This is a genomic window from Streptomyces bathyalis, assembly GCF_015910445.1.
GTDB lineage: Bacteria > Actinomycetota > Actinomycetes > Streptomycetales > Streptomycetaceae > Streptomyces > Streptomyces bathyalis.
In genome coordinates this window covers 4250109-4270470 of sequence record NZ_CP048882.1, presented here as the reverse complement: position 1 = coordinate 4270470, position 20362 = coordinate 4250109, and the positions used below count along the sequence as shown (strand labels likewise).

Genomic DNA, 20362 nt, shown 5'->3' with positions numbered 1-20362 from the left:
GTCCCCGTCCCCGATCAGACCTCGAGCAGGACGGTGAACGGGCCGTCGTTCGTCAGCGAAACCCTCATCTTGGCGCCGAAGCTGCCGGTCGCCACCTCGGCGCCCAACTCGCGCAGCTGCGCGACCACTTCGTCCACGAGGGGCTCCGCGACGGGCCCGGGGGCCGCCGCGTTCCACGTGGGGCGGCGGCCCTTCCGCGCGTCGCCGTAGAGCGTGAACTGGCTGATGACGAGCAGCGGTGCGCCCACGTCCGAGCAGGACTTCTCGCCCTCGAGGATCCGCAACGACCAGAGTTTCCGCGCCAGTTGGGCCGCCTTCGCCGGCGTGTCGTCGTGGGTGACACCGACCAGCACGCACAGTCCCTCGCCGGCGACCTCCCCGGTCGTCCGTCCCTCCACCACGACGCTCGCGCCGTCCACTCTCTGCACCACAGCTCGCATGGGAGCCATGATGCCGTGCGGCTCGGCGTTCTGTTCGTATGGGCCGGATGGGTGTGACTCCGCTGCGCCGAAGCACCCCGCAATGGCACGATGCGTACACGCGGTACGTACCGCTTCTCTCATCGCCATTGAGGCAATTAAGGATGAAGGGGACATCGTCCATGAGCGCAACCGGCGCCGCCCGTACTCCCCCGGGGCCTCTCGGCCCGGGAGGTACCCCCGGTGATCTGCCGGCCGCCCGTACCGGCCCGGATTCCACCACCGGTTCGGACGCCCCGGCCGAGGTCCCCGACGTGCACGGGCTGCGGCTGCCCGAACTGCGCACGCTGCTTCGCGACTCCAAGCAGGAGGAAGGCGAGCTCAGTTACGTGCGACGGCTCCTGCAGGGGCGCATCGACATCCTCCGTGCCGAACTCACCCGGCGCAGCGCCCCCGGCTCGCCGCTGCTCGACCTGCTCCCGCAGATCCTGGCGGACGGCCCGTCCAGCCACCGCAGCTCCGCGCGGCACGTGACGCTGAGCACACCGCAGAGCGACGAATACCGCTCCCTGGCCGAGGAGATGCTGGCGCAGGTCGAGCTGAGCAACCTCAGCGCGCGCACCGACGAGGAGCTGCAGGACGCGATGGCCCGTCTCGTCGGCTACGAGCAGCACGTCTCGCAGCGGCGGCAGGTGATGCAGCGCACGGCGGACGGGTGCAGCAAGGAGATCGCACGCAGGTACCGTGAGGGCGAAGCGCAAGTGGATGACCTGCTCCCCTGACTCCCGGCTCACGGCCCCGCACGGGCCCGCACGCTCGGGGAGGCCGCCCCCGGAGCACCCGCGCGGGGTGCCTGCGGGCGAGCCGGGGCGGAGAAGCCGGAGGGCTGAGCCCGGGAGCGGGTCTGTGAACCAGAAAGGCTCCCGCACATGCCGTCCGAGATACCTCCGGTGCTCGCCGAAGTCGTACGCTCCGGTTTCGTCGAGGGACACCACCGCGGCTCGCTGATCGTGCTCGCGGCCGACGGCAGCGTCGAGCTGTCCATGGGCGATCCCGACGCCCCCTTCTTCCCGCGCTCGTCCAACAAGCCGGTGCAGGCCGCCGCGATGCTGCGGGCCGGGCTCGAACTGTCCGGGCCCCGGCTGGCGATCGCGAGCGCCAGCCACTCCGGCGAACCGTTCCATCAGGAGCTCGTGCGCAAGATGCTCGCCGAGCACGGCCTGACCGAAGACCTGCTGCAGTGCCCGCCCGAACTCCCCCTCGACCAGGGCGAGGCGACGCGCGCCACCATCTCCGCGGGCTCCGGCGAAGCGGCGCGCAGCCGCGTCGCCATGAACTGCTCCGGCAAGCACGCCGCGATGCTCGCCACCTGCGCGGCGGCGGGCTGGCCCCTGGAGACGTACCTCGAACCGGACCACCCGCTCCAGAAGTTGATCGCGGAGACGCTCGAGTCCCTCTCCGGCGACCGCGTCTCGCACGTCGGCACCGACGGCTGCGGTGCGCCCCTGATGGCCATCACACCGGCCGGGCTGGCGCGAGTCTTCCGCAACCTCGCGCTCGCACCCGCCGGCAGCCCGGAGGGCCGGGTCGCCGAAGCGATGCGCGCGCACCCCGAATACGTCGCGGGCACGCAGCGCATCGACACCTGGCTGATGAGCGAGGTGCCCGGGGCCGTCGCGAAGGTGGGGGCGGAGTCCGTCCAGGCAGCGGCGCTGCCCGACGGACGGGCCCTGGCCTTCAAGATCTACGACGGCGGGAACCGCGCGGTCGGCCCCGTTCTGGCCCGTACGCTCGCACTGCTCGGCGTGAACTCCCCCGTGCTGGAGCGGATCGCCGACTCCCCGCTGATGGGCGGCGGCCGGAGGGTGGGCGAGGTGCGCGCGGCGTTCTGAGGGTCTCACCCGAGGAGCTGGTCTCACCCGAGGAGCTGAGGCCGGCGGCGGGGAGCCGGGGGCTGACGGGTGGGCGCGGGGCGCGGAGCCGATGGGCCCGCGGCGGGAGGCGGATGTGTGGAGGCGCGGACGCTAAGGCCCCGAGCCGGGGGCCGCAGCGCGTCCCTCCGCGCGGCCCTCAGACGTCATCTCACGTGGTGAGTTCGGCGAGCTTCGATCAGATGTCGAACAGGCGCTTCAGTGGCCTCTACTGACGTTCGTGATGGTGTCGCAGACGAAGGTTGCTAGTGGGCCGGACGCAGGCGGTGGTGCTGTTGTCGGCGTGATCGAAGCCTTCCATCTCACGAAACAGCATCGAGTGATCACCGCTGTCGATGACGTCTCGTTCACCGCCCCGGACGGGAACGTGACGGGCTTTGTCGGTCCCAACGGGTCGGGCAATTCGTCCACGATGCGCATGGTGGTCGGGCTGGACCGTTCGCGGTGCTCTGCCTGATCGCTGCGCTCGTCTGCCGCGGAAGGACATTCGCTGGAAGCCAGAAGAAGCAGAAGACAGAAGAAGCAGGAGAGGAACGAACGCTCATGGCGCGCATACGACTGGAGGCCGATGCTCAAGCCGAGCACGTGATGGCCAAGGTTCGAGAGACCTTCGAGAGCCGGGATTACCTCTGGGAGCAGACCGGCCGTTTGACGGCGACAGCGAGCGAGGGCGGGAAACCGGTGAAGAGTCTTGCCGTTGGTGTCTCCCAGCGGCTGCGGGTGGCCCTGCGCATCGACTCCGAAGCCCACCGTTTGGTGCTGAGCCAGGAGACGCTCGGTGCTGCCTATGCGGCCAATGGCGGGGGGCTGACATACGTACGGCTCTCTTCACGGTTTCGCAAATTGGTCAAAGCGGTGCGTGAGGACCTGGCGGCTGCGGCCCTTTGACGAGCGTAGGTGAACGGGGCGTCACCATGACTGAGGAGACAGGCGCTGTGGGCGAGCAGATTGACCGGGAAGTGGCGTGGCCGGTGATCGGACTTGCCGTGGCCGCGCTGCTGGGTGTGGTGATCGGCATCGCTGCGATCCCCTCGGCGACGCTGGTCATCGTGGCAATGAGCGGCGTGCAACTCGGCGTCGGCGCGCTGGGCTTCCTGGCTTCACGCAGACCCGTGCTGTGGGCGGTTGCCGTCGCCCTGGTGATCCTGGGCTCGACGGTCACGGACTCCCGTCTCGCCGAACTCGCCTACAGCGGCGCGGTCCCGTGGATCGCCCTGGCGATCGCCGTGAGCGCGCTGAACCTGTACCGTCACGGCACCGACTGGCTGGCGATCACGTCGGGGACCGCAGCCCTGGCTCTCGGCTCCGTCGGTGTCGTGGCAGTGAGCGTACGGGCGGGGACCCCACCCACTCCGGCAGTACTCGCCGCCACCGTGCCGTATCTGATCGGCGTGCTCCTCGCCTTGACGCTGCATCTGCGGGACGCACGAGAAGACCGCGTTCGCCGTCCCGAACTGTCGGTGGGGATCACGGACGGCCAGGAGACCTCCAGCGCCGCGACCGGCACGCTCGACGCGGCCAGGCGAGCACTGGCCATCGTCGCCCTGCGCAGCGACGAACTCGTCGCCTCCACCGGCGACGTCTCCGTGCGCCGCGGGGCAGCAGACCTACGAGACGTCGCACGCCGCGCGCTCACCGGTGAGAGCACGACCCAGAACTCCATCGCTCGCATCGAACTGCACACGGCTGCAATTCCTCAACGGACCGACACCCAGCGCCTCAAGCAAACCGCCTCGCGCCTGCCAGAGCTGCCGGATCGCGAACGTGAGATTCTCCGTCTCGTGGCCACCGGCGCGTCGAACGCGGCCATAGGACGCGCTCTGTATCTGAGCGAGGCGACCGTCAAGCAGTACGTGTCCAAGCTCATGCGGCGCTTTGAGCGCGACAACCGTACACAGCTGGCATTGATGGCAGCACGATGGTTCGACGAGCCGTCTCAGACGTGAAGGCTGCCGCTGGTCACCGCGGTCTCCGCCGCCAACGCACACGACAGCCTCGCCTTCATACCGTTGGTGAAGGCCATCCCACCGATCCGCTCCGGGCGGGGACCACGCCGCCGCAGGCCCGCCAAGCTCCGCGCGGACAAGGGCCACGACTACGGCCACCTCCGCACATGGCTACGGCAGCGGAACATCACTCCCGAGATCGCCCGCCGTGGCATCGACTCCAGCGAACGCCTCGGCCGCTACCGCTGGAAGGTCGAGCGCTCCCTGTCCTGGCTGTTGAACTACCGCCGCCTGACCGTGCGTTACGAACGCAAGAGCCGGCACTTCGCCGCCTTCCTCGCCCTCGCAGCCACTCTGATTTGCTGCAATAAGCTCAGCAAACTCACCACGCGAGATGACGTCTTAATCCAGGTGCGGACCGTCGCCGTCCCGCCATACCGTGAGCCGCATGACCTTGGAGATCCGCACTCTCGCCTCCCGTGACGAACTGCCCGAGTGGTACCGCGCAGTCGCCGTGGGCTTTCTGCGCGCCGGCGCGGTGCCGAAGGAGGAGGCGGCGGCCCTCGGGCAGAACGTGGATCCGGACCGTACGCAGGGCGCGTTCGACGGAGGCCGGTGCGTGGGCACCTTCCGTACGTTCCCCCAGGAGTTGACGGTCCCCGGCGGCACGGCCCTGCCGTCATGCGCCGTCACGAACGTCACCGTCTCCCCCACCCACAGGCGCCGCGGCCTGCTCACGCGCATGATGGGCAGTGCGCTGGACGCCGCGAAGGAGCGCGGCGACGCGTTCGCCTCACTCATCTCCGCGGAGTACCCGATCTACGGCCGGTACGGCTTCGGCCCGGCCTCGTGGACCTCCGAGTGGGAGGTCGACGTCCCCCGCACGGGCCTCGACCCCCGTCACTCCGGCCCGGACGACGGCGGCCGCCTGGACCTCGCCGACGACGAGGAGTTCCGCCGCCTCGGGCCCGCACTGCAGGACCGCTTCCGCGCCCAGGAGCACCGCCAGGGCGTGATCGACCGACCCGAGCGCTGGTGGCGTCGGCACACGGGCCAAATCCGTTTCTCCGGCGACGACTTCACGCCGCCCTTCCACGCCGTGCACCGTGACGCGCAGGGCGAACCGCAGGGCTTCGTCTCCTGGACCGTGCGCGAGCGCTGGGACAACAAGCTCCCGCACAACACCGCCGAAGTGCAGTGCCTCACCGCCCTCACCCCTGCCGCGGAGCGCGCGCTGTGGCTCTTCGTGCTCTCGATCGACTGGATCACGCGCGTGCGCTCCGGCTACCGCGCCCCCGACGACGTACTTCCGCTGCTCCTGCCCGACCCTCGGGCGGCCCGGCTGGACACCCATGCCGACTTCCTGTGGCTGCGGCCGCTCGACGTGCCGCGCATGCTGGAGTCGCGCAGCTACCCCGTCGAGGGCAGGCTCGTCCTGGAGCTGCACGACGCGGCGGGACTCGCCGGCGGCCGCTACCGCCTGGAGGCCGGACGGGACGGCGCCACCTGCAAGACCACGGACGAGAGCCCCGATCTCGCCCTGGACATCGCCGAGTTGGGCACCCTCTACCTCGGCGACGAGTCGGCCGTGCGGCTGGCGGTGCTGGGTCGCGTCGAGGAGTGCCGCGAGGGTGCCGCCTTGTCGGCAGACACCCTCTTCCGTACGCCGCGGCGAGCCTGGTGCCCGGACATCTTCTGACGCGGCGGGCCTCGCCTGGCTCGGCCCTCATCCCGTATCCGCCACCCCGGAGGAGCACCTCCCGGGATGGCATCACCCCACATGGACACGCGGCGCGCGGAAGGCGTGGGTTGGTAACCGCGCGCCGCGTGGTCAAACGATCAGCATCGTCAGCACGACGGCGCCGATACAGCTGCAAGTGATGTTCTTCGCCTTCACACCTACGGTCAGCAGTACGAAGCCGATGACCCCGACGGCACCGAACTGCCATTCCACGAGTTGCTCGAATCCGATCACGGCGGCCGCGAGAGCAAGAGCGAACACAGGCATGGCATCCCCCTTCGTTCGAGCACGGGCCCGTACGTCGTTGGACAGGCGGGAACCGGAGAGCTCTGTGTTGGCGGGCACCTGCGCCTACTTGGTGATACCTGATCAGACTTGGCAACCATCCCTACGAAGTTGTCCACCAACTTATTCGAAGTCTGCCCACTTGGCGGGAGATTGAAAACAGTTGACCAACAACTCCCGTGGCTTGGCGTGAAGTTGTACCGTCTTGGTGTGAACAGGACGAGCCCCGCGAAAGGCGCCAGACCTTCACACGAAGTGGTCGCCGCAGCCCTACGTGAGCGAATCGACTCCGGCGAGCTCCCCCCGGAAGCCCGCATCCCCACGCAGAACAAGCTGGCCGAAGAGTTCGGCGTGAACCGCACCGCGGTCCGCCAGGCCATCCAGGACCTCCAGCGCCAGGGCCTCCTCACGGACCCGGGCCGCGGCGCCCCGCCGACCGTCGCCCGGCCGGACCCGTCCCACGAGGAACCCAAGCCGGCCGGCACCGAACTGGCCGAGCGCCTCTATGAGGCCTTCCGCGCCGAGCACGTCACGATCGACACCTACTCGCTGACGACGGAGACCCTGAACAACGCCCTCGCGCGACCGCACCGTTCGATCGTCGACGGGACGATCTCCCCCCGCTCGATCACCCTGCGCGCCATCACTCCGAGCCCCGAGGCGTACCTCGCTCTGCCCCGCCTCATCGACGACCCGAACGACCGTCGCCCCCTGGACCGCCTGCACGAGATCCAACGGACCTGGTCCACGGCGCTGCGCAACACTCTCGGTACTTTCCGGAACAGGTACGAGGTGCCCGAAGTCTCCTGCGAGATACGGACAGTGGCCGCGACGCCGCTCCACAAGCTCTACATCCTCAACCGGACCGAGGCGCTGATGGGCTACTACCAGGTGGTGCCCGATGAGGTGACCTACCAGGGAGAGACGCTGGAGATATTCGACGTCCTCGGATTCGAGAGCTCGCTGTTCCGCTTCCATGACAGCCCGGGCAGTCACGACAAGCAGGACGTCGCCTTCGTGGGCCACTCCCAGGCCTGGTTCGACTCGCTGTGGAAGACCATCGCCACGCCGCTCGATTCCGACTGAACAGGCCACCCCGGAGTGATGACACTGTGGTGATCGGTTGCCTCGGCCGTAGAAACGCGTTCCGGCCACGAAGGGGACGGTAAGGTTCCTCCACTCAAGCTGGTCAGTGCCCGCTCAGGAGAGTCGCGCAGCCGATGACGTCCCACGCGTATCAACAGGCCGAACGTACCGGGACCATCGACGGTCCGCTTCTGGGGTACCACCGCGAGTGGTACGTGGTGCGTCCCGGCGGGGAGCTCGCGGACATGGGCAGGGTCAAGGTCGGCGAACCCCGTGAGGACGTCCTGTGGTTCGACCGGCGGTACTTCACTTCCGAGGACGAGGTGCTGGTACAGCTGGACCGGCTGGGCATGCCACGCATCCCGCCGGTGCGGTCCGCGGGCGCGGACGGACCGTTGATCCACGGCTTCGTCGAGGGGAAGCCGCTCAACGAGATCGCACCTGCCGGAACCGCTGTGAAACCGGTCCACCTGCGCCAGATCATGACGCTCTTCCGCAGGCTGGCCCGCGTACGTCCCAAGACCGTCGCCGGATGGAACATCGGGACCTGCGGAGACCAAGCTCCAAGGCGCGACGCCAACTTCTTGCAGGACCTGATCCGCTTCTCCCATGACGAGGTGCACGAGAAGAGGCTGGCGGACTTCGGCGTTCTCTTCGAGCAGCTCGGCATCCCTTCCGGGGCCTTCTCGCCGGAATCGCGGCTTGCGGCCGAGGCATCGGAACTGACCTCTCGTCCGTTCCGCCTGCTCCACGGAGACCTGCATCGCGCCAACTTCATCGTGGACCCCCAGGGTCAGCTCTGGACCATCGACTGGGAGTTGGCGACCGTAGGTGACCCGCTCTACGACCTGGCAACCCATCTGCACCTGATGCGCTACCCGACCGACCAGGAGCGGACTGTCAGAAGACAGTGGAAGGACACGATGTCCGAGGTGCTCCCCGGTGCCCTGGAAGCCTTCGACGCGGACCTTGACCGCTACCTGGCCTTCAAGCGCGTCCAGTCGGTCCATACCGACGTCGTACGCCACGCCATCGCGGTCCGTACGTCAGAGACTCCCCGCCGGCGCGACGAGCGGTTGCAGCACACCGCCAAGGTCATCGAGGACACGCTCGTACGTGCCAGGGACGATCTGAATCTGCGGGCAGTGCCCGGGAGCGGTTCGATCGAGGATGTCTACAGGAGGTTCTGCTCGACCGGCTGACCACCGGTGCGACAGGTCCGCCGGCCCTGACCAGGCCAGGCGTACAGAACCAGATCACCGCTGTACCTCACGCCCCGTACGGGAGATAGTTGGGGGCCATCACCGCTGCGGACCTGGTACGAGGAGTGAAATGCGCGAACTCATCGAAGCCGCGAAAGCTGTTCTCTTCGACTTCGACGGGCCCATTTGCCACCTCTTCCGTCAGCGGCCTTCCTCCTCCATCGCGGACCGGTTGCGAAAGGCCGTCCTTGAACGCCACAGCGACGCAGAAGGCACCGCCGGCTGGCTGCCGGACACGGGTGATCCGCTGGAGATACTGCGCGCCGCCTTCGAGCAGCCCGCGCTCGTCCGCAGCGGCGTCGCACGGGACATCGAGCGGGCGCTGACCGAGGAGGAGGTCGAGGCGGCACCCGGCGCCTTCCCCACCGCGTACGCCGACGCCCTCATCCGCACCCTCGTCGCCACCGGCCGGGAGCTGGCCGTCACGACGAACAACTCGCAGCAGGCGGTGGAGCGTTATCTGGAGAGCCGGACGACGCACGAGCTGTTCACCGGCCGGATCCACGGACGGAGCAGCGAGGGCGAGCTGCGTCTCAAGCCCGACCCGGACTGTCTGCTGCGGGCACTGGAGTCCACTAAGACACCGGCGCAGGACGCCCTCATGATCGGGGACGCGCCGCGGGATCTGGAGGCGGCGCGTGCCGCAGGGGTGGCCTTCCTCGGCTATGCGCGCAACGAGCGCAAGGAGGAGGAGCTGCGGGGTGCCGGTGCCGAGCACGTGGTCGACTCGCTGCGGGACGTCCTCCTGATCGTGGACCCCCGCGCGCACGTCTGACCCTCGCACGCCCGACCCTCGCGCACGTCCGACCCTCGGGCACGTCTCACCCCCGCGCACGTCCGACCCGCGCGCACGCGGGCCCCCGCGGGAGGGTGGGCTGCCAGGAAGTGGGCACGCGGTGAACCGTACGTAAGGGAAGCAGAGGCTGTGCCGGGCGCACGGCCCAGGCTCCCCGGGCACCCGGCCTGCCGGGTCCGCCGACCCGGTCGGCACCGGCGCAGCGCACGAGGAGGACTGGACGCGATGACCGACGCCCCCATGCCCCAGAGCAACGAGCCGGCGCACGACCCCGAGGTGCTGGAGCTCGCCCAGAGGATCTTCGGGCTGGCGCGGCACGGCGACACGGACACGGTTGCCGCCTACGTCGACGCGGGCGTCCCGGCGAACCTCACCAACGACAAGGGCGATTCCCTTCTCATGCTCGCGGCCTACCACGGCCACACCGCCGTCGTCCGCGCTCTCCTGGACCGGGGCGCCGACCCGGACAGGCCCAACGACAAGGGCCAGATGCCGATCGCAGGGGCCGTCTTCAAGGGCGAGGACGAGGTCGTTCGCGTGCTCCTGGAGGGCGGCGCGGACCCGCGCGCGGGCGAGCCGTCCGCGGTGGAGACCGCGCGGATGTTCGAGAAGAAGGAGCTGCTGGAGCTCTTCGGCGAGAGCGCCTGACGACAGACCGGACCGGCGCCCGAGGGCGGGCTGCCGGTCCGGAACATGTCCGTTGCCAGGGCGCCTACCGCGCCGCCTCCACCACATCCGCGACGACGCAGCTGACGTTGTCGGGTCCGCCCGAACGGTTCGCCAGAGCGACCAGTTCGCGGACGGTCGCCTCCGGGTCCGCCGTGGCGGCGACGGTCCGCCGCACCTGCTCCTCCGGTACGACGGACGTCAGCCCGTCCGAGCACAGCAGGTAGCGGTCGCCGGGCCGAACCTCCTGGAGGCGTACGTCCGGACGGTCACCGGGCCGCCCGGTGAGCGCCCTCGTCAGCAGCGCACGCTGCGGGTGAGAGGCCGCCTCCTCCTCGCCGATGCGGCCCTCGTCGACCATGGACCGTACGAGGGTGTGGTCGTGGGTGATCTGGAAGAAGTCGCCGTCGCGCAGCAGATACGCACGGCTGTCACCGATGTGTACGAGCGCGAGCTGCGAACCCGTCCACAGCATCGCGGTGAGCGTGGTACCGGCCTCCTCGTCGGCGTCCGGGCCCGAGGCCACGACCTCGCCGACGGCCCTGCCGACGGACGTGACGGTCTCGTCGAGGACGTTGAGCAGGTCCGCCGCCGGGAAGTTGCCCTCCTCCAGCTGCCTGAGCGTGTCGATGGCGGCGGCGCCCGCGGGGCCTCCGCTGCCGCCGCAGCCGTCGGCGACGGCCAGCAGTCGCGAACCGGCGTACGCCGCGTCCTTGTTGCTCTCCCGTTCGAGGCCGGCGTCGGTCAGTGCGGCGTACCGAATGGCCAGTGGTCTCTCGGTGTTCGGCATCTCGGTGTCCTTCCGTGACAGATGGTCGATGAGGAAGGCGGCCATGTCGCGCCGGACGGCGAGGTCGTTCTCGACCTGGGCCCAGTAGGCCCGCACCTCACGCGCGGCGGCGGGCCCGTCCAGCCCGTTCAGCTCACGGATACGGGCCAGCGGCATCCCGAGCCGGCGCAGCCACGCCACGAGCCGGGCCTGCTCCAGCTGGCCGGGCGCGTAGAGGCGGTAGCCGGTGACCGGGTCGACCCGGGCGGGTGGCAGGAGACCGAGTTCGTCGTAGAGACGCAGTGCCTTCGGAGACAACCGGGACGCCTTAGCGAACGCCCCGATCGTCAGCAGCCCCGCGCCCTCACCCGTGCTCTCGCTCCCCGGAGTGCCAGCGCTCTCACCCATGCCGCTCCTCCCCCGCCGGGCCCCTCGCCCGGCACGCCGATGCTGCGGCTTCCCCCAAGGACAAGGTCAAGGACGGTCGCGCGGCGCCGTCCCACCAGGCACTTTGCCGGTCAGCACGGAGACCTCGACGTGCTCCGTGAAGCTGTCCCTGCGCGGCAGCGCCCGCAGGATGCGCTCTGCGAAGGCCGGACGGTCCGCGGGCGCCGGCAGCTGCTGCTCGGGGACGGCGGAGTAGATCCCGCCGATGAGTTCTTCGCATGTCACCTCCTCCGTGTAGGAGACGGCGCTGTGCCGGACCTCGGTGAACCCGGCGGCCTCCAGGGCCGGCGCGTAGCGTTCGCGGTCCTTCCGGGCCGTGCCGCACGAGTCCTTCAGTTCCGTGCCGAAATACTCCCCCAGGCAGCCCCTCAGGGCACGCGACCAGTCACTGTCCTGCAGCCAGGCCGGCGTCCCGTTGGCGAGGACGGCGACTCCGCCGCCCGGACGGATGAGCGGGCGGAGCGCGGCGAAGAGGTCGTCGTACCGCATCCAGTGCAGAGCCTGCCCGATCACCGTCATTGCCAGGTGCCGTTCGCCGAGCAGCTCACCCAGGGCGGGGACGTCCGTGTCGGCCCCCAGCACCCAGGTGACGTTGGTGACGCCGCCGGTACGGGCGGTCTTCCTGGCCTCGCGGAGCATGTCGGGTTCCGGGTCCATGCCGATCACGGCACGGACCCGGCGGGCGAGCGGAACGGTGAGCTGCCCCGTGCCGCATCCCAGGTCGAGGACGGTCTCCTCCGGGGACAGCGCGAAGCTGCGGCCCAGTGCCTCGAACACCTGGGGCGGATAGCCGCGCCGGAACTCCGCGTAGTACCTCGCGACGTCACCACCGAATCCGAGCTCCATGCGCGGACCCTGCCCCGGGCCCGGACCCGGCAGCCGCGGATCTGCTGCGGGCAGAAGCCGGGGCGGGTCCCCTGCCGTGGGTCGCACTCGCACTGGGGTCAACCCCGTGAGCGATACGGGGGTTTGCCTCATCGGCGCGCCCGGGCGGGTGCCATAGCCTCGTCGGGCGATGGGAGCGGGAAAGGCTGACAGCAGCAGCCTCCACCTTCCACGGAAACGGGGAGAACATCATGCGCAGGCACATCCGCCTCCTCGGCGCGGTCGCGGCGGCCGCGGTCGGAGTGAGCACGCTCGGGGCATGCGGGCTGATCCCCGGGGAGACGTCGGAGGACAGCGCGACGCTGTCGCAGAAGGTCCGCTCCGTGCGCCTGGACAGCAGCTCGGGTGCCATCAGGCTCCGCAGCAGGCAGACCGTCACGAAGGTCACCGTCCACCGGACCGTCGAGTTCGACGGGGACAGCAGGAAGAAGCGCACGTACCACGTCGAGGACGGCACACTCGTGCTGCGCGGCTGCGGCGACGACTGCCGGGTGAGCTACACGGTCGATCTGCCGCCGAGGGTCCGGGTGAGCGGCAGCACCTCGTCCGGCGGGATCAGTCTCTCCGGCGTCGGCAAGGTGGACGTGACCACCCACTCCGGCGCGGTCGACCTCAACGACGTCGACGGCACGGTGGCGGTGCGCACGACCAACGGCCGCATCAACGGCCACGGCCTGAAGGGCGACGGCGTCCGGGCCGAGACGTCCAACGGCGCGATCGACATCAGACTGAGCACGCCGCAGGACGTCCGGGCGAAGGCGTCCAACGGTGCGATCTCCGTGACCGCACCGGACAACCGCTACAAGGTGTCGGCGAGGACGAGCAACGGCGGGAAGCACCTCGGTCTGCGCAACGACCCGTCCGGCGACCACACCCTCGACCTGTCGACGACCAACGGCTCCATCACCGTCAAGAAGGCGGGCTGACTCACCGCTCGGCCAGCCGCCCGTCGACGACCTCGGCGGCGCGGTCGGCGTCGGCCTCCGTGTTGTAGAGGTGGAAGGCGAGTCGCATCCGTCCGGCCCGGGTGCTTCCGACGATTCCCGCACGCCGCAGCTCGGCGGGGGTGCCCGCGTCGACGGCCGCGCTGACTATCGCGGAGTCGCCCTCCGGGAGCCCCACGGCGGCGCGGAAGCGGTTCGCGAGTCCGAGGGCGTGCTCGTGGAGCACGTCCGTACCGATGCCGTTGAGCAGGTCGAGGCTCTTCTCCTGGCCGACCCATGCGTGCCACACCGGGGAGACGTCGAAGCGCCGGGCGTCCTTCGCGAGCCGCAGGGGCGCGCCGTAGAGGCTCTCCCAGCGCTCCTCGCCTGCGAACCACCCGGCGGAGTGCGGGATGAGTCCGTCGATGTGCTCGGGCCGGACGGTGAAGAAGCAGGTGCCCCTCGGGGCCAGCAGCCACTTGTAGCCGCCGCCGACGGTGTAGTCGTAGCGGCCCGCGTCGACGGGCAGCCATCCGGCGGCCTGGGTCGTGTCCAGCAGCACGCGCGCGCCGACGGCGTCGCAGGCCGCGGTGAGCGCGTCGAGGTCCGCGAGGCGTCCGTCCGCGGACTGCACGGCGGCCACGGCCACGAGCGACGTGCGGGGCGTCACCGCCTCGGCGATGGACTCCAGCGGCACCTCACGTACGTCCACACCGCGCGGCGCCTGTGCGTGGAACGGGAAGACGACGCTGGTGAACTCCCCTGCGGCGGTGAGTACTTCGCTGCCCTCCGGCAGGGACGCAGCGACGAGCCCGACGAAGGCGCTGACCTGGCTGCCCACCGCCACCCACGACGGATCGACGCCGACGAGCGAGGCATAGGCCGCACGGGCGGCGGCGACCGGAAGATCGTAGGCCGCCGGTTCGGCGGTCCCCTTGCGCCACTCTTCTTCCGCCTCGCGCAGCGTGTTCAGGGCGCTGCGTGGCGGCAAGCCGATGGAAGCGGTGTTGAGGTAGACGACGTCGGGGTCGAACTCCGTCTGTGCGAGCGCGAGACGGGACTGCCCCTCGGACCTGTCCGCCGGATCGCCGGCGTTCCGGATGCTCTGCATTTCTCAAGACTGAGCCCGCTTCGGCCTGTGCGGAAGTGCCACTTCGCTGCGGGCGGACCGTAAGGAGGCGAGGGGGACTGTCGCCGGCGCCCCCGCGGCGGGCGCTCCGGCGGCGGCTCCGGTGGGCACTCCGGCGGCTCACCCGGCGTGCTCAGTCCGTCCGGTTGCGCGCCTGACGGTGCGCTGCCATCCGTACGGGCGCGTTGACGGCCCCGTCGCCGCGGTAGTCGCCCACCCGCTGGACCACCTCGAAGAAGACCCGCGAGCCGAGGATGCCGGTGCAGAAGTGGAAGAACGCCCCGTGCTCGTCGCGGTCGTAGAGGATGTTCAGCTCGCGCATGTCGCGCAGCAGCGCGGGCTCCGGCGCGTAGCGGGCGTCCAGGTCGTCGTAGTAGTTGTCGGTGACGGGCAGGATCTCCAGGCCCCGCCCGCGGGCGTTCCGCGCGGCGGCGAAGACGTCGTCGGTGGCGAAAGCCACGTGCTCCGGGTCGGGCACCGAGGGCGCCCAGCCCCCGCGGCGCAGCAGCGCCCCGTGCATGGCTATGCGCACCTCGCCGGAGGCGTTGCCGACGGTGCGGCTGCGGACCAGGCCGAAGGGTGCCGCGTACTCGGCGAAGTCCCGCTCCCGCAGGTCGAGTACGGACTGGTAGAAGGTCATCGAACCGGCGAACTGGTCGTTGGGCTGCGCGAGCGCGACGTGGTCGATGCGGCCGAGGACTCCGGCGACGGCGCCCTCGGTGCCGTGGTCGGTCCCGGTGCCTGTCCCCGTGGGTACGAAGTCCGCCCGCCAGTCAGGGCCGGACGCGTCTCCGCCGGGGCAGAAGAACAGCTGGGTGCCGTCCGGGGCGGCGACGGCGGTGAGTTCGGCCTCCTCGGGGCCCCGCCTGCGCGGCAGGGGCGTGGCGAGGAGAGCTTCGGCCCGGCGTGCGGACTGCTCGGGGTCGCGGCTCTCGACAGCGAGAGCCACGACTTCGGCCCTGCCGGTTCCGGTCCGGGTTCCGGCCCCGGCAGATACGCCTCCGGCTGCTCCCTGCCCGTCCGTGCCCGTGGAGCCCCCGCCCCGGTCGTCCCGGTTGAGCACGACGTTGCTGCCACCCTGCTGCCACAGTTCGACGGGCTTGGAGCGGTGACGCCCGGTGTGGACGAAGCCGAGTGCCGTGAGCGCACCGGAGACCTGCGGAGCGGACTCGTCGTCCACGGTCAGTTCGACGAACGCGTGCCCGAGTAGTTCCGGTGCGGGCGGCGGCGCCGCGAGTTCGATGCGTGGCCGCGCCCGGCCGTCCGAGGGCTCGTACTCGATCCCGGCGACGGCCTCTTCGAGCGCGACCAGCGACCGCATCCCGTCCACGGCCGCGGGCCCCGGGTCGGTCTGCCGGAAGATGTCGTTGAACACCTCCAGCGACAGCGGTCCCTCGTACCCGGCGGCGAGCACCTGCGCGAGGAAGCCCGGCAGGTCGAAGGAGCCCTGCCCCGGGAAGAGCCGGTGGTGCCTGCTCCACTGCAGTACGTCCATGTCGAGACGCGGCGCGTCGGCGAGCTGGAGGAAGAAGAGCTTGTCGGCGTCGACGGTGTCGATGCCCGTGGGAGCGGGATCGCGGGAGAGCACGTGGAAGCTGTCCAGGCACAGCCCGAGGTTCGGGTGGTCCCCCCTGCGAACGATCTGCCAGGAGTGCTCCCAGCTGTTGACGAAGCGCCCCCAGGCGAGGGCTTCGTAGGCGACGCGTATCCCGCGTGCCGCGGCACGCTCGGCCAGCGCGCGCAGTTGCCCGGCGGCGAGGCCGTCGTCGTCGGTGGCGTGCGGCGAGAGCGTGGAGCACACGAGCACCGTGTCGGCGCCCAGCCGCTCCATCAGGTCGAACTTCCGTTCAGCGCGGCGGAGGTTGGCGGCATGCAGGGCGTCCGGCACGGCTTCGAAGTCGCGGAACGGCTGGTAGAGGTCGACGCTCAGACCGAGGTCCGCGCAGAGGGCGCCGACGCTCTCCGGTGACATCGCCGAGACGACGAGGTCGTTCTCGAAGATCTCGACACCGTCGAAACCCGCCGCGGCAGCCGCACGCAGCTTGTCCTCCAGCATTCCGGAGAGGCAGACGGTCGCGACGCCCTTGCGTGCGCGGGGCCGTGCCGCCTGCGGTGACGGCCCGGACGAGGTACCGGGCGACGTGACGGGCGACGTGACGGGCGAAGAGACGGGCGAAGAGGACGTGGACGGCTTCATGCGTGCTCCTTGATGCCGGCGCCTGCCTGCTGCACCGACGCGTGGTTCGAACCTCCGGTCGGGCGGGATTGTTCGTATGCCGCACTCAAATGCACATCGCGCACACTAGGAGCGCGCTCCCTCGGACGTCAATCGGTGCGCGGAGGAACGGGCCGCCGCCAGGAGTTCGAGCTCGCCACCCGGTCTCCGGACCGTTTGGCCCTCGGCCCAGGCCACGCTGTAGGCTGTGCGTGATGCGCACAGCTGCGCGGCATGGCAGGTCAGACCCCGTACGGGAGGTAGTGAGGCGTTGTCGGAACCGGTGACGAAGGGGCGCGAGGAGTACGGTCCGCACTTCGTGCAGTCCGTCGCGCGAGCCCTGTCGGTGATGCGTTCGTTCACCGCGGACCGCCGCTCCCAGACGCTCACCCAGGTGGCGCGCGAGACCGGCCTGGACCGGGCGACGGCCCGCCGGCTGCTGCTCACCCTCGCCGACCTCGGCTACGTCACCAGCGACGGCCGCTCCTTCGAACTCACCCCGCGCACCCTGGAGTTGGGCTACGCCTATCTCTCCAGCATGTCGCTGCCCGAGATCGCCCAGCCGCATCTTCAGTCGCTGGCCCGCGAGCTGAACGAGACGGCGGCGCTCGCGGTGCTGGACGGCGACGAGATCGTCTACATCGCGCTCGTGCAGAGCACCCGGCTGATGGCGGTGAAGATCGGCATCGGTACCCGCTTCGACGCCTACACGACCTCGATGGGCCGGGTGCTGCTGGCCGGACTCCCGGACGCCGAACTGGACGAGCGCTTCGCGCGGCTGAAGCTGGAGAAGAAGACCGACCACACGATCCGCAGCCCGCAGACCCTCCGCGAGGAGATCGACAAGGTACGCAAGCAGGGCTGGTCGCTCGTCGACTCGGAGCTGGAGGAAGGGCTGCGGGGCGCGGCGGCACCCGTGCGCGACCGCGCGGGACAGGTGGTCGCCGCGGCGAACGTCTCGGTGCACGCGGGGCGTACGACACCGGAACTCGTCGAACGCGATTACATCCCGGCGATCCTGCGCACCGTCCGCCTCGTCGAAGCGGACCTGGTCAGCGCGGTCACCCGCTGAGCGGTGACACACGGGGGCGCCGCGGCGGTCACGCGCAGAACCACCGCCAACGCCGCCCGGTGGCTGCACGGTCGACGTCATCCCGTGCCGCCCGTACCGGCGAGGTTGATCCAGCACTTGCCCGGCGTCGACCCCACCGCGTCGAACGCCGCGGCCGCGTCCGCCAGGCCGAACTCGGCCCGCAGCACGCGGTGGGGGGCCAACGTGCCCTTCTCGATCAGGGCGACGGTCTCCGCGAAGTCCCGCGGATGGTCGTAGATCAGCGAACCCTTCAACGACAGCTGCCGCCGGACCAGTTCGTGCGCCGTCAGCTCCAGCGGTGCACCGCTCATCCCTATGAACGTCACGGTGCCGCCGGGCGCGGCATGCCGCAGTGCCCAGGCGGCGGCCTCCGCCACCCCCGCGGTCTCGAAGACATGATCGGCGGGCGGGGCCCCGGTGTCCGACCCCTCGCCGGGCGCCCCCGAAGTGACCTCCGCGGGCACTGCACCCAGTGAGACCGCGAGGGCCCGGCGACCTTCGTGCGGTTCGCGCACGTACGGGGTGATCCCCGCGTCGATCAGGCAGAGACAGACCAGCAGTCCCTGGGAGCCCGCCCCCACGACCAGGGATGTCTCGCCCGCTCGCACTCCCGAGCGGTGGACGGCCGTGCGCGCCACGGCCAGCGGCTCAGCGCACACGAGATCGCGCGGGTCGACCTCCCTGGTCGCCGCGTGCACGAACTCGGCCGGCACGCTCACGTACTCCGCGAGAACCCCCGGGGTGTCCAGCCCGACGGCCACCCGCTTCGTGCACCCCGAGGTGAACCCGGCCGCGCATTGCGCGCACCGCCCGCAGCAATAGTTCGGCTCGATGGCCACGGTCTCGCCCTCGAAGAGGTGACGGACGGCGCTGCCCACTGCGGCGATCTCCCCGATGCCTTCGTGCCCCAGCACCCATGGCAGCCGCGGCGCCGGGCGTGCACCCCCGACCACGGCGAGGTCCGTGCCGCACAGGCCGACGGCCGTCATGCGAACGAGCACGTCGTGCCGTCCGTATCCGGGAGTGGGGATGCGGATCGTCTCGACACGTCCGGGAGCGGTGAGTGCTGCTGCCTTCATGGGGTCGACACCTCTCTCATGCTGTGCGCTATACGCACCAACGTACGCATCGTGACAGCGTAACGGAAGAGACGCCGACGGCTACGGGAGAGACGGCGCACGGGCCGGGCCAGCAGCGGACAGAGCAGGAAAGGGCGGCGGATCGACCCGGCGGCCGCCCTGCATGGGACCTTGTCCGCGGCGCATCGATCCGGAACAGACCCTTGACCCGGGCAATCCGGCCAGTACACGATGCCGTGCAAGTCACGCACAGATGTGCACCAAGCGCACAGAGGTTGCCATGTCATTCGCTTCAGAGCAGTCAACGCCCCGCAAGCAGACTCGTGCTGCGCTCGGCGGCTCCATCGGGGCCGTCGTCGAGTGGTACGACTTCCTCCTCTACGGGATCGTCGCCGCCATCGTCTTCAACAAGGCCTTCTTCCCCGGCGTCAGCCCCCTCGCCGGCACGCTCGCCGCCTTCGCCACGTTCGGCATCGGCTTCGTGTGCCGCCCGCTGGGCGGTCTCGTCTTCGGGCACTTCGGGGACAAGCTCGGCCGCAAGCGGATGCTGGTGTGGACGGTCCTGCTGATGGGGATCTCCACCGCACTCATCGGGGCGCTGCCGACGTACGGGAGCATCGGCTGGTGGGCACCGCTGTTCCTGGTGATCCTCCGCGCTCTCCAGGGCTTCGCCGTCGGCGGCGAGTGGGGCGGGGCCGCGCTGATGGCGGTCGAGTCCGCGCCGTCCAGGCTCAAGGCCCTCTACAGCTCCGGCGTGCAGGTCGGTTACTCGGTGGGCCTGATCCTCGCCACCGGTGCTGTCGCGCTGATGGAGAACGGCCTCGGGGAGCGGGAGTTCCAGGAGTGGGGCTGGCGCGTTCCGTTCCTGGTCAGCGCACTGCTCGTCGCGCTGGCCCTGTGGATACGGGCGGGGGTCCCCGAGAGCGAGGTGTTCAAGGAGGAGGTCGAGGCGCGGCAGGCGCAGAAGCGCACGAAGCTCCCCGTGGTGACCGCGCTGCGCAAGCACCCGGCCGCCTTCTTCCAGATCATCGGCATGCGCCTCGGTGAGCTCGTGACGATGTACGTCGTCACGACGTTCGCGCTCTCCTACGCCGTCGACGAGCACGGCTTCGACTCCGGCCTGATGCTGAACATCGGGCTGCTCGTCGGCGCCGTCGGCATCGTCACCATCCCCGCGTTCGCGTGGCTCTCGGACCGGTACGGACGCAAGCCGGTCTTCATGACCGGAGCAGTGATCGGGGTGCTGGGCAGCGTTCCGTACTTCCTGTCGATGGAGTCCGGGTCCGCGATCCTCCTGGCGGTCACGTCCGTCCTGCTCGTCAACATCGCGCACGACATGATCGTCAGCGTCCAGCAGCCGCTGTTCACCGAGCTGTTCGGCGCCGAGTACCGCTACAGCGGCGCCGGGGTGGGATACCAGGTCGCCAGTGCCGTGGGCGGTGGCTTCACGCCGTTCATCGCGACGGCGCTCGTGGCGTTCGGCGGCGGCAGTTGGTACTGGGTCGCGGCCTATCTCGCGGCGGGATGCGGTGCCTCGGCCCTCGTCGCGCTCACGCTCCGCGGAACGAGCGTCTCTCCTTCCGCCATGGCCGCGGCAACTGACGGCGACGAAGCGCGAACTCCCGTCAGCAAGCACTGATCGCCTGTGCCTGATCGTCGGCACGGCAGGCTCCTGGTCGCTCACGTTCTG

Annotated in this window: 19 protein-coding genes and 2 pseudogenes; 14 read left to right on the top strand and 7 right to left on the bottom strand. The window is 70.2% G+C overall.

The features are described 5' to 3' along the window. Positions 1 to 14: 14 nt before the first annotated feature. The gene (dtd, locus tag G4Z16_RS18585) at positions 15 to 440 is read right to left on the bottom strand and encodes a D-aminoacyl-tRNA deacylase (RefSeq protein WP_197351865.1); all 426 of its coding nucleotides are present in this window, start codon (positions 438 to 440) and stop codon (positions 15 to 17) included. Between the two features lie 161 nt (positions 441 to 601). On the opposite strand from dtd, the gene G4Z16_RS18580 reads away from it, so the two are divergent. The 7 genes and pseudogenes from G4Z16_RS18580 to G4Z16_RS18550 all read left to right on the top strand — a co-directional run bounded on the left by G4Z16_RS18580 (position 602) and on the right by G4Z16_RS18550 (position 5995). After that, entirely contained in the window at positions 602 to 1201 is a 600-nt protein-coding gene (locus G4Z16_RS18580) for an RsiG family protein (protein WP_197351864.1), read from the top strand. A gap of 147 nt (positions 1202 to 1348) precedes the next feature. Next, positions 1349 to 2311: an asparaginase gene (locus G4Z16_RS18575; RefSeq protein WP_197351863.1), complete on the top strand. Its 963-nt coding sequence runs from the start codon at positions 1349 to 1351 to the stop codon at positions 2309 to 2311. A gap of 322 nt (positions 2312 to 2633) precedes the next feature. Further along, positions 2634 to 2789: pseudogene (locus tag G4Z16_RS18570) on the top strand (ATP-binding cassette domain-containing protein); the annotation flags it as partial. A 104-nt stretch (positions 2790 to 2893) separates the two neighbouring features. Continuing rightward, complete coding sequence (locus tag G4Z16_RS18565) at positions 2894 to 3238, top strand: hypothetical protein (RefSeq protein WP_197351861.1); 345 nt, start codon at positions 2894 to 2896, stop codon at positions 3236 to 3238. Between the two features lie 47 nt (positions 3239 to 3285). Then, positions 3286 to 4296, top strand: a complete 1011-nt coding sequence (locus G4Z16_RS32955) for a helix-turn-helix transcriptional regulator (RefSeq protein WP_281393698.1) — start codon at positions 3286 to 3288, stop codon at positions 4294 to 4296. Between the two features lie 3 nt (positions 4297 to 4299). Next, a pseudogene (locus tag G4Z16_RS32595) lies at positions 4300 to 4674 on the top strand (transposase); the annotation flags it as partial. A 70-nt stretch (positions 4675 to 4744) separates the two neighbouring features. Beyond that, a complete protein-coding gene (locus G4Z16_RS18550; RefSeq protein ID WP_197351860.1) occupies positions 4745 to 5995 on the top strand; it encodes a GNAT family N-acetyltransferase in 1251 nt (416 codons plus the stop codon). Positions 5996 to 6127: 132 nt separating this feature from the next. Here G4Z16_RS18550 and G4Z16_RS18545 read toward each other — a convergent pair whose 3' ends face one another. Then, the gene (locus G4Z16_RS18545) at positions 6128 to 6304 is read right to left on the bottom strand and encodes a hypothetical protein (RefSeq protein ID WP_197351859.1); all 177 of its coding nucleotides are present in this window, start codon (positions 6302 to 6304) and stop codon (positions 6128 to 6130) included. A gap of 228 nt (positions 6305 to 6532) precedes the next feature. Here G4Z16_RS18545 and G4Z16_RS18540 point away from each other — a divergent pair, with 228 nt between their 5' ends. The 4 genes from G4Z16_RS18540 (at position 6533) to G4Z16_RS18525 (ending at position 10114) form a co-directional block, all read left to right on the top strand. Next, positions 6533 to 7408 (top strand): winged helix-turn-helix domain-containing protein, encoded by an 876-nt coding sequence (locus tag G4Z16_RS18540; RefSeq protein ID WP_197351858.1) that lies wholly within the window; start codon positions 6533 to 6535, stop codon positions 7406 to 7408. 134 nt (positions 7409 to 7542) lie between these two features. Further along, entirely contained in the window at positions 7543 to 8610 is a 1068-nt protein-coding gene (locus tag G4Z16_RS18535) for an aminoglycoside phosphotransferase family protein (protein ID WP_197351857.1), read from the top strand. 130 nt (positions 8611 to 8740) lie between these two features. After that, positions 8741 to 9445: an HAD family hydrolase gene (locus tag G4Z16_RS18530; RefSeq protein WP_197351856.1), complete on the top strand. Its 705-nt coding sequence runs from the start codon at positions 8741 to 8743 to the stop codon at positions 9443 to 9445. A gap of 246 nt (positions 9446 to 9691) precedes the next feature. Further along, complete coding sequence (locus tag G4Z16_RS18525) at positions 9692 to 10114, top strand: ankyrin repeat domain-containing protein (protein ID WP_197351855.1); 423 nt, start codon at positions 9692 to 9694, stop codon at positions 10112 to 10114. Between the two features lie 64 nt (positions 10115 to 10178). Here the strand turns inward: G4Z16_RS18525 and G4Z16_RS18520 are convergent, their stop codons facing one another. After that, positions 10179 to 11309, bottom strand: coding sequence for a MerR family transcriptional regulator (locus G4Z16_RS18520; RefSeq protein WP_197351854.1), 1131 nt, complete (start codon positions 11307 to 11309; stop codon positions 10179 to 10181). Between the two features lie 66 nt (positions 11310 to 11375). Further along, positions 11376 to 12194: a class I SAM-dependent methyltransferase gene (locus tag G4Z16_RS18515; RefSeq protein WP_197351853.1), complete on the bottom strand. Its 819-nt coding sequence runs from the start codon at positions 12192 to 12194 to the stop codon at positions 11376 to 11378. 230 nt (positions 12195 to 12424) lie between these two features. Between G4Z16_RS18515 and G4Z16_RS18510 the strand changes: the two genes are divergently transcribed. Then, the gene (locus G4Z16_RS18510) at positions 12425 to 13159 is read left to right on the top strand and encodes a DUF4097 family beta strand repeat-containing protein (RefSeq protein ID WP_197351852.1); all 735 of its coding nucleotides are present in this window, start codon (positions 12425 to 12427) and stop codon (positions 13157 to 13159) included. Between the two features lies 1 nt (position 13160). Here the strand turns inward: G4Z16_RS18510 and G4Z16_RS18505 are convergent, their stop codons facing one another. Continuing rightward, a complete protein-coding gene (locus tag G4Z16_RS18505) occupies positions 13161 to 14267 on the bottom strand; it encodes an aminotransferase class V-fold PLP-dependent enzyme (RefSeq protein ID WP_197351851.1) in 1107 nt (368 codons plus the stop codon). 151 nt (positions 14268 to 14418) lie between these two features. Beyond that, on the bottom strand, positions 14419 to 16482 hold the full coding sequence (locus G4Z16_RS18500) for a bifunctional sugar phosphate isomerase/epimerase/4-hydroxyphenylpyruvate dioxygenase family protein (protein ID WP_197351850.1): 2064 nt from the start codon (positions 16480 to 16482) through the stop codon (positions 14419 to 14421). Between the two features lie 226 nt (positions 16483 to 16708). Here G4Z16_RS18500 and G4Z16_RS18495 point away from each other — a divergent pair, with 226 nt between their 5' ends. Then, positions 16709 to 17572 (top strand): IclR family transcriptional regulator domain-containing protein, encoded by an 864-nt coding sequence (locus tag G4Z16_RS18495; protein WP_246530933.1) that lies wholly within the window; start codon positions 16709 to 16711, stop codon positions 17570 to 17572. A gap of 77 nt (positions 17573 to 17649) precedes the next feature. On the opposite strand, the gene G4Z16_RS18490 is transcribed toward G4Z16_RS18495, so the two are convergent. After that, entirely contained in the window at positions 17650 to 18672 is a 1023-nt protein-coding gene (locus tag G4Z16_RS18490) for a zinc-dependent alcohol dehydrogenase (RefSeq protein WP_197351849.1), read from the bottom strand. 280 nt (positions 18673 to 18952) lie between these two features. Here G4Z16_RS18490 and shiA point away from each other — a divergent pair, with 280 nt between their 5' ends. Then, positions 18953 to 20311: a shikimate transporter gene (gene shiA, locus G4Z16_RS18485; RefSeq protein ID WP_197351848.1), complete on the top strand. Its 1359-nt coding sequence runs from the start codon at positions 18953 to 18955 to the stop codon at positions 20309 to 20311. Positions 20312 to 20362 lie beyond the last annotated feature (51 nt).

Excerpts from the sequence above, each read along its gene's own strand:
- G4Z16_RS18520 (WP_197351854.1), bottom strand. The coding sequence starts at position 11,309 with ATGGGTGAGAGCGCTGGCACTCCGGGGAGCGAGAGCACGGGTGAGGGC.
- G4Z16_RS18525 (WP_197351855.1), top strand. The coding sequence starts at position 9,692 with ATGACCGACGCCCCCATGCCCCAGAGCAACGAGCCGGCGCACGACCCC.
- G4Z16_RS18510 (WP_197351852.1), top strand. The coding sequence starts at position 12,425 with ATGCGCAGGCACATCCGCCTCCTCGGCGCGGTCGCGGCGGCCGCGGTC.
- G4Z16_RS18580 (WP_197351864.1), top strand. The coding sequence starts at position 602 with ATGAGCGCAACCGGCGCCGCCCGTACTCCCCCGGGGCCTCTCGGCCCG.
- G4Z16_RS18505 (WP_197351851.1), bottom strand. The coding sequence starts at position 14,267 with ATGCAGAGCATCCGGAACGCCGGCGATCCGGCGGACAGGTCCGAGGGG.
- G4Z16_RS18530 (WP_197351856.1), top strand. The coding sequence starts at position 8,741 with ATGCGCGAACTCATCGAAGCCGCGAAAGCTGTTCTCTTCGACTTCGAC.
- G4Z16_RS18500 (WP_197351850.1), bottom strand. The coding sequence starts at position 16,482 with ATGAAGCCGTCCACGTCCTCTTCGCCCGTCTCTTCGCCCGTCACGTCG.
- G4Z16_RS18515 (WP_197351853.1), bottom strand. The coding sequence starts at position 12,194 with ATGGAGCTCGGATTCGGTGGTGACGTCGCGAGGTACTACGCGGAGTTC.
- shiA (WP_197351848.1), top strand. The coding sequence starts at position 18,953 with ATGTCATTCGCTTCAGAGCAGTCAACGCCCCGCAAGCAGACTCGTGCT.
- G4Z16_RS18575 (WP_197351863.1), top strand. The coding sequence starts at position 1,349 with ATGCCGTCCGAGATACCTCCGGTGCTCGCCGAAGTCGTACGCTCCGGT.
- dtd (WP_197351865.1), bottom strand. The coding sequence starts at position 440 with ATGCGAGCTGTGGTGCAGAGAGTGGACGGCGCGAGCGTCGTGGTGGAG.
- G4Z16_RS18550 (WP_197351860.1), top strand. The coding sequence starts at position 4,745 with ATGACCTTGGAGATCCGCACTCTCGCCTCCCGTGACGAACTGCCCGAG.
- G4Z16_RS18535 (WP_197351857.1), top strand. The coding sequence starts at position 7,543 with ATGACGTCCCACGCGTATCAACAGGCCGAACGTACCGGGACCATCGAC.
- G4Z16_RS18565 (WP_197351861.1), top strand. The coding sequence starts at position 2,894 with ATGGCGCGCATACGACTGGAGGCCGATGCTCAAGCCGAGCACGTGATG.
- G4Z16_RS18490 (WP_197351849.1), bottom strand. The coding sequence starts at position 18,672 with ATGAAGGCAGCAGCACTCACCGCTCCCGGACGTGTCGAGACGATCCGC.
- G4Z16_RS18545 (WP_197351859.1), bottom strand. The coding sequence starts at position 6,304 with ATGCCTGTGTTCGCTCTTGCTCTCGCGGCCGCCGTGATCGGATTCGAG.